11 protein-coding genes are annotated in these 12936 nt (G+C 51.3%); 10 read left to right on the top strand and 1 reads right to left on the bottom strand.

Annotated features, from left to right (window positions below; all coding sequences use genetic code 11):
* Position 1 precedes the first annotated feature (1 nt).
* From IEV29_RS05790 to IEV29_RS05750, 10 genes are all read left to right on the top strand, one after another.
* Positions 2–1963, top strand: coding sequence for a polysaccharide biosynthesis protein (locus IEV29_RS05790; RefSeq protein WP_188380280.1), 1962 nt, complete (start codon positions 2–4; stop codon positions 1961–1963).
* Between the two features lie 18 nt (positions 1964–1981).
* On the top strand, positions 1982–3070 hold the full coding sequence (gene rfbB / locus IEV29_RS05785) for a dTDP-glucose 4,6-dehydratase (protein ID WP_188380279.1): 1089 nt from the start codon (positions 1982–1984) through the stop codon (positions 3068–3070).
* Complete coding sequence (rfbA, locus tag IEV29_RS05780; RefSeq protein ID WP_188380278.1) at positions 3067–3972, top strand: glucose-1-phosphate thymidylyltransferase RfbA; 906 nt, start codon at positions 3067–3069, stop codon at positions 3970–3972. The genes rfbB and rfbA overlap by 4 nt, the downstream gene beginning before the upstream one ends.
* Before the next feature lies 1 nt (position 3973).
* Positions 3974–4519: a dTDP-4-dehydrorhamnose 3,5-epimerase gene (gene rfbC, locus IEV29_RS05775; protein WP_188380277.1), complete on the top strand. Its 546-nt coding sequence runs from the start codon at positions 3974–3976 to the stop codon at positions 4517–4519.
* Between the two features lie 60 nt (positions 4520–4579).
* A complete protein-coding gene (locus IEV29_RS16140; protein WP_268234292.1) occupies positions 4580–5011 on the top strand; it encodes an SDR family oxidoreductase in 432 nt (143 codons plus the stop codon).
* A complete protein-coding gene (locus tag IEV29_RS16255; protein WP_268234291.1) occupies positions 4971–5075 on the top strand; it encodes a sugar nucleotide-binding protein in 105 nt (34 codons plus the stop codon). The genes IEV29_RS16140 and IEV29_RS16255 overlap by 41 nt, the downstream gene beginning before the upstream one ends.
* Positions 5076–5505: 430 nt before the next feature.
* On the top strand, positions 5506–6852 hold the full coding sequence (locus tag IEV29_RS05765) for an O-antigen ligase family protein (RefSeq protein ID WP_188380276.1): 1347 nt from the start codon (positions 5506–5508) through the stop codon (positions 6850–6852).
* Positions 6849–7988 (top strand): glycosyltransferase, encoded by a 1140-nt coding sequence (locus tag IEV29_RS05760; RefSeq protein ID WP_188380275.1) that lies wholly within the window; start codon positions 6849–6851, stop codon positions 7986–7988. Before IEV29_RS05765 ends, IEV29_RS05760 begins: the two co-directional genes overlap by 4 nt.
* A complete protein-coding gene (locus IEV29_RS05755) occupies positions 7985–9046 on the top strand; it encodes a glycosyltransferase family 2 protein (RefSeq protein ID WP_188380274.1) in 1062 nt (353 codons plus the stop codon). Before IEV29_RS05760 ends, IEV29_RS05755 begins: the two co-directional genes overlap by 4 nt.
* Positions 9046–10005, top strand: a complete 960-nt coding sequence (locus tag IEV29_RS05750) for a glycosyltransferase family 32 protein (RefSeq protein WP_188380273.1) — start codon at positions 9046–9048, stop codon at positions 10003–10005. Before IEV29_RS05755 ends, IEV29_RS05750 begins: the two co-directional genes overlap by 1 nt.
* Before the next feature lie 64 nt (positions 10006–10069).
* Here the strand turns inward: IEV29_RS05750 and IEV29_RS05745 are convergent, their stop codons facing one another.
* Positions 10070–12424 carry a fatty acid cis/trans isomerase gene (locus IEV29_RS05745; RefSeq protein WP_229726247.1) on the bottom strand — a complete coding sequence of 785 codons (2355 nt, stop codon included), beginning with the start codon at positions 12422–12424 and terminating at the stop codon, positions 10070–10072.
* Between the last annotated feature and the right edge of the window lie 512 nt (positions 12425–12936).

The raw sequence follows: 12936 nt of genomic DNA, 5'->3' as shown, positions 1-12936 counted from the left end.
CATGAAATCCTTTCTTGAACTTCCTCGTATTTACAAACAGATCGTTGCTGCCTTGGCTGATCTGGTCATGCTTCCACTGACTTTCTATCTGGCGGTTTTACTTCGCTACGATAGCAGTACACCTCAGTTATTCCAGATGTACTTCTGGATCATCGTCGCGGCTCCACTTATTTCCATTCCCATTTTTTTACGGCTTGGGCTGTACCGAGCGGTGATTCGATTTATTGATCAGAAAATCGTTTTTGTGGTTGTGATGGGCGTGACGTTATCGGTCATCTGTATGGCTGCACTGGCAACGTTCCTGCACACCGTCACATTGTCACGCGGCGTCTTTGGTATTTACTGGGTCAGCGCAATTCTGTACGTAGTCGCAAGTCGATTTCTGGCGCGTGGCTATCTGTTGCGTGCTGGGGATCGATTGGGGGCCGTGCGTGTGGCTATTTACGGTGCCGGCCATTCGGGTATGCAGTTGGCCAGCGCGTTGCGAGCGGGGCACGAATATCTACCCGTTGCACTGATAGATGACAAGAAGGAGTTGCATGGTGCGACCATCGCTGGTGTGCGTGTATGGTCGCCAAAAGAATTGCCTGCATTGGTCGAAAAGAAACATATCAAGGAAATCCTCCTTGCAATTCCTTCTGCCAGCAAGGCTGAACAAAAGGCGATTCTTGAAAAGCTGGAACTGTTAAAAGTGAAGATTAAGGTCACGCCACCGATTACCAGTCTGGTGAATGGTGAATTGCGCGTGCAAGATGTGCGTGATGTCGAGATTGAGGATTTGTTGGGCCGCGATCAGGTTGTGCCTGACAAACAACTGCTTTCTACCTGCATTACAGATAAGACTGTTCTGGTTACCGGTGCTGGCGGTTCGATTGGTTCAGAGCTGTGCCGTCAGATCATACGACAGGCGCCGAGTCGTTTACTGTTGCTGGATCAGTCCGAGTTTGCGCTGTATTCGATTGAGCAGGAGCTCAACGAAATTAATTCTGAGGCACAATTGAATGTGCCTGTGATCCCGTTTCTTAACTCGATCCTCGATCAGGACAAGTGCCAGCGTATTCTGCAGACCTTTGCCGTCGATACGATTTATCATGCTGCGGCCTATAAGCATGTGCCACTGGTGGAGCACAATCCGATCAAAGGCATCCGTAACAATGCGTTCGGTACCTTGTCGCTTGCACAGGCCGCGATTGATGCGGGGGTCAGTTGTTTTGTACTGATCTCGACCGATAAGGCTGTACGTCCTACCAATGTCATGGGAGCGACCAAGCGCCTGTCTGAGCTGATTCTGCAGGCATTCTCTAAAACACAGCGCAAAACACGTTTTTGCATGGTGCGCTTCGGGAATGTACTCGGCTCCTCTGGCTCGGTTGTGCCTTTGTTCCGCAAGCAGATCCTGGCAGGCGGACCAATCACCCTGACGCATCCCGAGATCACGCGCTATTTTATGACGATTCCCGAAGCTGCCCAGCTTGTTCTCCAGGCGGGCGCAATGGGTGAGGGCGGCGATGTCTTTGTGCTGGATATGGGCGAGCCGGTTCGCATTCAGGATCTGGCAAAACGCATGGTACATCTAAGCGGTCTGGATGTAAAAGGGGACGGCGTAGACGGCATCGAGATTCAGCATGTCGGCCTGCGCCCAGGCGAGAAGTTGTTTGAGGAACTGCTGATCGGCGACAATGTGGAAGGAACGCGTCATCCGCTCATCATGCGTGCGCAGGAGAATGAGATTCCCTGGACGGATTTAAAGGAGATGCTGTCGGCCCTGGATCATGCTTGCATCGCCTTTGACTATAAAGCGGTAAGAGCCATCCTGCTGAAAATTGTTGAGGAGTATGCGCCGCAGTGCGGAATTGAGGATCATATCTGGAAAGAGAGAATGGTTTCGGCATTTTCTGAAGAGCAGCCGTTTTCTTTCTCGGGTGAGGATGGCCGGCCTGTGCTGAAACAGGTGATCGGTTAATTTGATTATTAGGCTTACATGATTTTTGTCACAGGTGGTGCGGGCTTTATCGGCTCCAATTTCGTGCTCGATTGGCTCGCTGCCAATGATGAGCCCGTAGTCAATCTCGACAAGCTGACCTACGCGGGTAATCTCGCCAATCTCGCGTCGCTCCAGAATGACGCAAAGCATATTTTTGAACAGGTGGATATTTGCGATGCCCATCGCATGCAGGCCTTGTTTGAGGCTTACCGCCCATCGGCTGTCGTACATTTTGCTGCAGAAAGTCACGTAGATCGTTCCATTCTCGGTCCGGCAGAATTCATTCGCACCAACATTAACGGTACCTTTACCTTGCTAGAAGCAGCACGCAGTTACTGGATGACGTTGTCTGATGGTGAAAAAGCAGCCTTCCGCTTTCTGCATGTGTCGACCGACGAAGTCTATGGTTCTTTGGGATCGTCCGATCTGCCTTTTACCGAAACAACCGCCTATGCGCCTAACAGTCCCTATGCGGCTTCCAAGGCTGCATCGGATCATCTGGTGCGTTCGTATCACCATACCTACGGTTTCCCTACGCTGACGACCAATTGCTCGAACAATTACGGGCCGTTGCATTTTCCGGAAAAGCTGATTCCGCTGACGATTACCAATGCGCTGGCTGGCAAGCCACTGCCCATTTATGGCGATGGTCAGCAGATCCGCGACTGGCTATTTGTTAGTGATCATTGCGCAGCGATCCGTTGCGTTCTGGATAAGGGGCGAGTTGGTGAGACCTACAACATCGGCGGGCATAACGAAAAAGCCAATCTAGATGTCGTGCGTACCTTGTGCGACATTCTGGACGAACTAGTGCCCAAAGAACAGGGTTTGTATGTGGAGCAGATCGCCTTTGTGACCGACCGCCCCGGGCATGATCGCCATTATGCGATAGATGCAGGCAAGATCGAACGGGAGCTGGGCTGGAGGCCTGCAGAAACCTTTGAGAGTGGTATCCGCAAAACCGTGCAGTGGTATCTTGACCATCAGGCTTGGGTGGCCGATATACAGTCAGGTAAGTACCTCGCGTGGATGGAGAGGAATTACGGCCAGCGCGATGCACACGACGAGGTGGGAGCAACGACATGACGCCAATAGCTGCTACGCATCCCAATCGCAAGGGTATTATCCTAGCGGGTGGTTCCGGTACGCGTCTTTATCCCGTTACGATATCGATTTCCAAGCAGCTTTTGCCGGTATATGACAAGCCAATGATCTATTACCCGTTGACCACGCTGATGCTGGCCGGTGTTCGGGATATTTTGCTGATTTCGACGCCGCAGGACACGCCGCGTTTTCAGGAGCTGCTAGGCGACGGTAGTCAATGGGGCATCAAACTATCCTATGCCGTGCAATCGTCGCCGGATGGCCTTGCTCAGGCATTCGTCATCGGGCGGCAATTTATCGGCAACGATCCGTCCGTATTGATCTTGGGCGATAACATTTATTACGGTCATGATTTTGATCGCCGCTTACGAGTGGCATCTGAGTCTTCGATTGGCGCAACTGTTTTTGGTTATCACGTGCAGGACCCGGAACGCTATGGCGTGATTGAATTCGACTCTGCAAGACACGTCGTGAGCATCGAAGAAAAACCGATCGAACCGAAGTCTAATTATGCTGTGACCGGTCTATATTTTTATGACAATCAGGTCTGCGATATTGCTGCATCTATTCGTCCTTCTGCCCGAGGCGAGCTGGAGATTACCGACGTCAATCGCGCTTATCTGGAGCGCGAGCAATTGAATGTCGAGCTGATGGGGCGAGGCATGGCCTGGCTAGATACCGGCACGCATGAGTCTTTGCTTGAAGCAGGCCAGTTCATTGCCACGATCGAGAATCGCCAAGGGCTGAAGATAGCCTGTCCGGAAGAGCTCGCCTATCGCAAGGGCTATATCACAACCGAGCAACTGGCCGCTCTGGCCGAGCCATTGAAGAAAAGTGGATATGGCGCTTATCTACAGCGTGTACTGAGCGAAACGGTTTTTTGAAATGAATATAAATACTTTGGCAATTCCTGATGTAATCGTCATCGAGCCCGTTGTATTTGGTGATGATCGCGGCTTTTTTTTCGAGAGCTACAACGCGCGTAAATTCAACGACACTGTCGGGCGCCAAGTTGTGTTTGTGCAGGACAATCACTCGTGCTCTGCACGTAACGTGTTGCGCGGACTCCACTATCAGATCAGGCAGCCTCAGGGCAAACTAGTCCGTGTAACGTCGGGCGAGGTGTTCGACGTGGCTGTCGATTTGCGCCGGGATTCATCGACGTTCGGTCAATGGGTGGGACAAGTCCTGTCGGCGCAGAACAAAAAACAGATGTGGATTCCCGAGGGCTTTGCGCATGGGTTCCTGGTTTTGAGCGATACCGCCGAATTTCTTTACAAGACGACCGATTACTGGGCGCCACAGTTTGAACGCAGCGTAATGTGGAATGATCCTGCCATTGGGATAGATTGGCCGATCAACGGACAGCCGGTATTGTCAGCCAAGGATCAGGTCGGTTCGAGTCTGGCCGATGCTGAAATCTTTGCCTGACCAGCGGCCATGAAAATTCTCCTCACCGGTAGTAGTGGCTAGGTTGGTCAAGAGCGGCGCGTGTGCTTTGAGGGGCTGGGCGAGTTGGATCTGGCCGATCGCACACAAGTGGATTTGCAAAATCCCACGCAGATTGGCGATGTCATTCGCTCGGTAAAACCGCAGTTGATCTTTAACTCGGCTACCTACACGGCAGTCGATCGGGCAGAGAGCGAATCCGGCGACGCGCATCAACGCGAACCCCCTGCGGTCATGGCTGAGAAAGCCAAGAAACTTGGTGCGGTGATGATCCATTACTCGACCGATTACGTCTTCGATGGGACGAAGCAAGGTGCTTATACCAAACAAGACCCTTCCCATCCGCAAAGCGTCTTCGGCCGCAGCAAACTGGCTGGTGAGCAAGCCGTGCAATCCGCAAGGGATTCCCCGTCTGATCCTGCGTACGAGCTGGGTGTATGGATTGCACGGACGGAATTTTCTGTTTACGATTAAACGCCTTGCGTGCGAGCGCGATGAACTGCACATCGTTTCCGATCAGATCAGTGCGCCGACCTAGTCATGCACCATTGCTGGCGACCGAATCAGTCGTGCGCAGATTGCGAACGTTGGCGCTGGGCAACGAAGCCTGACTCAAGCATTTCAGTATTTGCCATCTGAGAGCGCAGGGACACACAAATTGGTATAACTTTGCTTAGGCAATTATTGCGCAGGATGAGTGGTTAAAAAGCCGCAGATCCATCCATCAAGATGGCAGAGTATCCCTTGCCGGCCCGCCGGCCCCCAATTCCCGGCCCCCCAATTCCATGCTGACCTGCGAGAAATTTATACGCACATTTTCTGATCTACCGCCGTGGAGTGACGCGTTGGCAGTTTGCATGGGAAAGTAGTCATCCCTCCTGCTAAAACGCGTCGTTTCTAAATTTTGTGAAGCTTGGCCAAAGTAGTATGATCGCGGCCTGTGTCATTCCCATGCCGGACATGAATGCATGGGAAAAAGCCGGGGCACTGGCGTACGATCCGAATTAATTTTGAATCATATGAGAAAAATAGAAGTTCATAGGCTGAGAAACATCTCTTCTTTTGCAGTCTTCCTCCTCCCTGCGACAGCATTATGGCTTAAATCCGGTTATTCCTATGGCGCAGCCGTTTTGTTACTCACTTCGCTGTTTTTTCTCCATCGATGGTGGTCTTGTCGTCAATCCAGTCAGACTATTGTCATTGCATTAATTTTTCTGACTCTTGCAATTCTTTGGTATGAGTTGTCGGCGTTTGAATCTGGGATACGACGCTGGGATAGACCCGCAAAATATATCGCTGGCATGTTTTGCTTGATGTATCTAATGGCTTTCCCTCCAAAAAGAGAAGCGTTTTATTGGGGATTATTTGTCGGATGTATTGGCGCAGGATTGATGGGTATATGGCAGGTGTACGGCCTCGGGCGCTATCGGGCTGAGGGTTACAGTAATGCCATTCAATGGGGCAATATTGCATTACTCATGGCCACTATGCTTGCTATACAGGTTTGTATATTTTGGAAATCGATGTCTGGCTTGCATCGCTGCTGGGCGATTGTCAGCATTTTGCTTGGGATCGAGGCCTCTCTATTGTCGGCTTCTCGCGGTGGTTGGATTGCATTGCTTGCCGTAATACCAGTGTTGGTTTTTTTTGTTTTTCGCTATCGGCGGCCCGTTTTCAAGAAATTTTGCGCAATTTTGATATTGGCAAGTTTAGTCCTGATGATTGCCAATACTAATATGTTGTCCGATCGTTGGAAGCTCATGCAGCAGGAAGTCAGTGGATATTTTGATGCTTCGCAAGCAAATACGTCGTTAGGTATCAGATTTGAACAGTATCGTTCTGCGGTGGAGATGATTAAAGAAAAGCCGCTTTTAGGCTGGGGTATGCGCGGGTATCTGGATGAGATGCACAACCGTGTTGATGCTGGACGCTATGATCCGTCAATCAGGGAGTTCAATTTCATTCATCACGAGTTTATCGATCTCTGGGTAAAAACAGGTTTGGTCGGCATGTTTGTGCAAGCCTTTGCTTACATCTATATTTTTGTACTTTTTTGGCCAACGGCACGTCGCATGAAAGCACTGGAAAACAATCCGTTCTTGTGGAAAAGTGAATTTTCGGTGCGACTTTGCGGCATTACGTTGGTATTAATGTATGTCATGTTTGGTCAGTCGGTACAGTTCTTTGTGATGAATAGCGGCATCATATTCTTTGTGTTTCCGGTCATTATTCTGTGGTCTATATTGGCGGGTTTGAATGCACAAGAAGTCGTTGTAGACGACAACAGCCATTTATCTACGTCGGGAAAAATGTGACTGGGGCGACATCGTCAAATCGTCCGCCCCGTGTGTTGCACTTTGTAACGGGGGGGTTTTCGGGCGCCACGCAGGTAGCTGTTGATTTGGTTGCCGCACATCAGATGTCAGGAAATTTTCAGGCCAAATTGGTACTGCGTAGAAAACGCAATACGAATAAGCCGCGTGTGGAGGCGTTGCGTCAGCGAGGGCTGGATGTTGAGGTCGTCGCTGGATGGTCGCACCTTGCAACCATATGGCAGTTAGTGAAAATCTGCCGGGTTTTTCGCCCCGATATCGTCGTGGCCCACGGCTTTAGTGATCACATCTGGGGCCGATGTGCAGGCTTGTTGGCTTCGGTCCCTCATTTGATTCATGTCGAACACAATTCAAGGGAGCGATACACGTATTGGCGATTGGCGCAGTCAATGTGGCTCAGCAAGCACACCGACGCAATTGTTGGATGCTCCGAGGGGGTTCGTACCAGTTTGCTGGAGCTGGGGTTTCCCGCACGGAAGACGATGGCTATTCCCAACGGTATCCGGTTGGAGCCTTACTTTGACCAACCTGCTCCAATAAAAAATCGAACTCCCGGTATTGTGATGGCGGCGCGTTTCGCTCGCCAGAAAGATCACGCAACCCTTCTTCACGCATTGCAACTTCTGAAGGAAAAAGGTCATCGACCTGTCGTGCAATTTGCCGGTGGCGGCAAGAAACGCTATCAGCAGGCTGCGCAACAGTTAAGCAGGACTCTCGGCTTGCAGGATCAGGTGAACTTCCTGGGTTATTGCAATGACATACCGGCTTTGCTCAAACAGAACCAGATCTGTGTGCTTTCAACGCATTATGAAGGGATGCCGCTGTCTCTGATTGAAGGCATGGCAGCGGGATGCGCAGTCGTGGGAAGCAAGGTGGTTGGCGTACAGGAGGTCATTGAGCATGAACTAAATGGCCTACTCGTTGAACATGAAAATGCCCATGCAATGGCAGAGGCGTTAGAGCGACTGCTGGAAGACGTCACGTTCTCCTCGAGCCTAGCCGAAAATGCCCGGAACGATGCATTTGCTCACTACAGTATGGAGCGTATGGTGTTTGATTACGAAACGTTGTTTGCTCATTTACTCGCGTCGCATCCGCCTAGGACGGTGATCGAATGATTGCTCATCACAATAGTGTCGTTGCTGCATCCGAAAGGACTTCTCCTTGGCTGAGTATATTAATCCCGGTCCATAACGTAAAACTTTATCTGGAAGACTGCGTCGTTTCAGTCATGAGCCAAGTGGATGAAGCAGTCGAGGTTATCCTGCTGGATGACTGTTCAACCGACGGTTCGTTTGAGTTAATGCAATTACTGGCGCAACGCTGGCCGAATCGCTTACTGCTTTTGCAGCAAGCGACAAACAGCGGGCCAAGTGCGGCACGCAACGCCATGATTGAGGTTGCGCGCGGTGAATACTTGTGGTTTCTTGACTCGGACGACAAGCTGCTACCCAATGCTGTTGCGGAGTTACGTGCCACGGTAGATGCCTATTCGCCCGACTTGGTTTTGTGTGATTTTGCGGTCTATCGGGAAAATCCAAAATTCAAGCACTGGATGCGTGGGGAGCGGCACAAGCATACTTTTTCGGGCCAACAACGTATGATTTTGCGGGATCCTGCGGCCCTGTTAGCTGGTATGTTGCGGACAGGTCAATTGCATCCATGGTCCAAAATCTCTCGGCGCAAGCTATGGACGCCTGATGTACGTTTCCCGGAAGGACGGTATTTCGAAGACATGTTGGCCATGTTGACCATGGCTTCCAAGGCGGACAGTTTTTTCTATATGCCTCATCCCTGGGTTGCCTATCGTCAGCGGGCGACCAGTATTCTCGGTGATATGAATATGCAGAAAGTCCGTGATCAGTCTTCTGCGCTTTTACCCTTGTGGCCCACGCTTCAGACAAAACAGTGGGCGAATAATGCCGCACTGCGGTTTGCATTGGCGCATCAGTGTGCACGTAATTTAACGGGAGCCATGCGTTATATGGCGGCACAGTGCAGTCAGATTATGACGCTTGAGGAGACACAGTCGCTTGCAGCGACCTTTCGTGCCGATTTTAATGCGGCGTCTCCTTTGTCCGCTGCGGAGCTGAAGAAAGAATATGTGTTCAAAGGGTGGTGGGCCAGCTTTGTAAAGTTTCGACGCTGGTTTGGTTACAAAAGTGAGAATGAATAATGGCAGCACTAACTCTGAAAACGCGTGGTGAACTTTGGATCGCTGCGTGCTTGCATCGTTTTTATGAGATCAAGTCAAGGTCGCTGGAGGTCATGCCTTCACAACATTTTGTTTCATACGATATAGGTCAGGCACAAGCGTTTGGTGAGTTTCAGCCGATCCCGCCAATTATCTGGGCATACTGGAACGGAAGTGAACCTCCGCTACTGATTCAAAGATGTTTTGCAAACTGGCGCCGCTTCAATCCTGGCTTCAGCATCCGCATAATTGACGACAAAAGCCTTCCAGAATATCTACCTGATATTGCGGGTCAGTTGCGTGATATTCCGGTTGCAAAAAGGTCGGACTGGATAAGGCTGGAGTTGCTGTATCGGTACGGTGGGGTCTGGCTCGATGCCAGCACCATATTAACGGAGTCTCTTGACTGGATTTTGGACAGACAGATTCATTCTCAGTCAGAATTTGTTGGCTATTACATCGATGCATATTCTACGGATGCAGCATGCCCGGTCGTGGAGAGTTGGTTCATGGCGGCACCTGCGGGTAGCCCGTTTATTCGTGATGTACGAGAAGAGTTTTCTTGTGAGGTCGTGACACGTACCGGACTCGCGTACATTGAACATCTGCAAAAGGCAGGTATCTACAACAAGGTCAGGCAAAACATTGACATGCCTGAATACCTAAGCATTCACTTGGCAATGCAAGTGGTCTTGCGAAAAGGGCGGCGTTACCGACTTTGTCTTGGTAAGGCGGAAGAGGGCCCCTTTCTGCTACACGTTTTGGGGAACTGGGACCGTACACCATTAAAGATTCGCCTGATGTTTTCACGTATTACCGGCGGCACCTTGCCCTCCCTGATCAAACTCCGTAGCCCGGATCGCAAGCGTCTCGATGAGTATTTATCGCGAGGGTTGTACGTAGAAAACAGCATAATGGGCCGGTTTTTATGCAAAGATTGATTTTCTTTTCGGGTCGCAATACAAGCCACATTGGCCAATCTTGCAGACATCGGCCCGATAATCGTCAACGATATTCCAACCGGTTATAGTCCAGTATTCCCGCCTCTTTCGGCTGCTCTTTGCGAAAGCGTTCATGCAAGGCATCACTGAAGGCCCAGAACTGTGGATTGTCGCGTCGCATCGCCCAGCGCTGGGTAAAAGCAGCGTAGTCCTTTTCCGAATGCAGTTTCCGCAAGTCATCTGCCATTAAACGAAGTTCAGATGCCTTCGCACGGTATAAGGCGTTGGGATAACTGGTGATGATGCCGGGTGTCAGCGTCAAGGTGTCTTCTTCGGGAACCAATGCCTGTTTTTCTCCCAGCAGATGGGACACGCTGGCATGTGCGGTATTACGGATCAGCGAGAAGGTGCGGGTTTTTCCATCAGGCATATCGACCACAAGCAGGGCACTTTCTGGCATCCATTGCAGTGAGGTGCCGGTAGCCGTGGCTAGCTTTCCCAGTCCGGCATGTAGTAAAGTTGGCGTATTCTTTTTCCAGTCCAGATCCGTGTTGATCACACGTGCGAGGCGTTTGCGCATCTGTTCCAGCAATTCACGTTTGGAATCATTGCTGCTGTAGCGCACGCCGCTTTCCATATCCAGCGTGGTGTTGGGGCCGCCATAGACTTGTTCACGTACTGGATTGCCATCGTCGCGATACCAGTCGTCGCGCACGGCAATGCGGTCCTTTTTCGGCAGCAGCATGATGAAGTTGGATTCGCCCTCGGCACGCAGGTAATCCATGTACAGGCGCGAGTTGAACTGATGGCCGAGATTGCCATACACATCGTAGTTGGCAACCAGCAGATAGTGAATTCGTTCCAGCAGAGGATAGCCGATCACCCATGCTGTTTTGGGTGTGTCGCCGACAAATCCCTTGACGACACTGGCACCATCGAAGTGACGGAAAATGGTCAAGGCGGCATTGTCGTTGCGGCCATCGCCATCCCACAGCAAATCAAGATCGAGGTCAGACGGTTTCTTGATGACTTCACGCAGCAGTTCGTTGCGTGCTGCCAGATATTCATTTTGGAGCCGGCCATAACGCAGCCATGGCAACAGAATGCTGCTGTTATGACTGCCTGTCGGCAAGGCAGCCAGCTCACTGCTTTGACGGAGTAAGGAATCGACCTTGCGGTCGTAGTCGTCTGATGGCGCGAGAAAAGTTACCCAAAACTGATCCTGAATCACATTCAGCGCTAATTGGCCGCGGCAGACAGGTCCTTTGATGAAACCCATGATCGTGAACTCCGCCTCATCCAGCATGAAGCGGTAACGCGCCCCGACTGGCAAGGCGGAGAACGTGTCGAAAGGATTCGCCGCAGTTTGTTCGCTGTAGCCTGGCAAGGTCGGGACATCGTACCGTGGTGTCAGGAACAACGCGCGCCAGCGCGCCATACGCTGTGCATCCAGACGATAAGGCATATGCGTCTTGGAAACGATCTCTTCACGCTCGCGTGTTAATCGGTAATACACACGCTCAACTTTCGGATCATCAACGGGGCGTGCGCTTGCGATCTCGCGAATCGGTTGGCCTGGCGGTGTCGAGGAGCGTGTCAGTTTGAAATAATTGCGTTGGGTATCGCTATCGAAATACAGATGCGCGAGGAACAAATGCTCGTAGGCGTAGCGCGCAAACAGACGTTCCTTGTTGGAGTCGCCGTTTAAAAAGCGCTCCCAGTTTTCCACTTCAGTCGATACCGCTGCGGGTAGAGGTGCCAGACCCTCATAAGGCGCACCCATTTCCAGCCAGCGTGTCAATAGACGGTACTCTTCATCAGAGACTGCGGGCAGTGCAAATGGCATTCCACCCAGTGGCACGTTTTGTTCATACGCATCCATCTCGACGCCGGCAGGGCACATGTTGGCACGCGTCGGCGAAATATCCAATTTTGCATGTGCGGCATCACCTTGTAGCCATGCATGATCCTGCTTGAGTTTCAGCATGCGATACATCAGGCCGGCTGAGCGATTTGCTTCAGGCGTATCTTCCTGTTCGTTCAGCATGGGGAAGAATCCCTTGCCACGCCACTCCGATGCCTTGTCCGCGTCGATGTACAAACGCGAAGGTGTTGCTGCGGTCAGTCGTGCCGGATCGTAAACCAAGGTCTTGCTGCCACCACGTGCGAGTCCTTCCCAACTGGTCGTCTTGAACTGGCAGGGAGCGTCATAGCAGGCATGACAGACCACGCAACGTTGATTGAGAATGGGGCGAATCACCTGTTGATACGACAGGTTTGTTGGGGGAGCCTTAGGTTGATCGTGTCGCGTCGGATCCGGCGCGCCGTAGCGATTGTCGTACTGTGCTGTGGCAAAGGTCGTGCAGGCAGTAACCAGCACAGTGATGGAAATGAGGGCAAGCCGGCGCATAGAGGGCATGAGAAGGAGCGGGTAGGAGCATTATTACCTAAACTTCTATTATTAGACGAGCTTTGGGCGGACAGATTTGGCTTGGAGTGTTGGCACAGGTAGTCATTGGACATGCCGCTTTTCCCTACAGAAATGATCGAAAATCCATATACGTGCCACTCACCTTCAACCCTTTTTCGACTTGCTGGCGTAGCGTAGACGCGTGTCGCTTATGGCGCAGTTCGTGAATGGTCTGATGCGTAATGCGAAATCAAAATAACGCAACTCATTGTTGCAGCCGATTCACGAATAAACTGAGTGCGATCCACGTGACATGCCTGGCCGGAATGAACTTCGGTACATTGATGCACAATAATTGCCGTCACGACGGAACTCAAGGCATGGGTGATGCTCTGACGAAATAGTCGTTTCACATGCAATCAGCTTGGTTTCAGTCCAGTTGCGAGTGGTAGCACAGCGTGCAATGTCCTCGTACGCGTCTGGTTTCTGCCATGGTCGTGTCATCCGCCAGTCGACCAGCG

Source organism: Oxalicibacterium faecigallinarum (assembly GCF_014635705.1).
Classification (GTDB): Bacteria; Pseudomonadota; Gammaproteobacteria; order Burkholderiales; family Burkholderiaceae_D; genus Oxalicibacterium; species Oxalicibacterium faecigallinarum.
The sequence above is the reverse complement of the archived record's forward strand: the minus strand, read 5'-3'. Positions and strand labels throughout refer to the sequence as shown.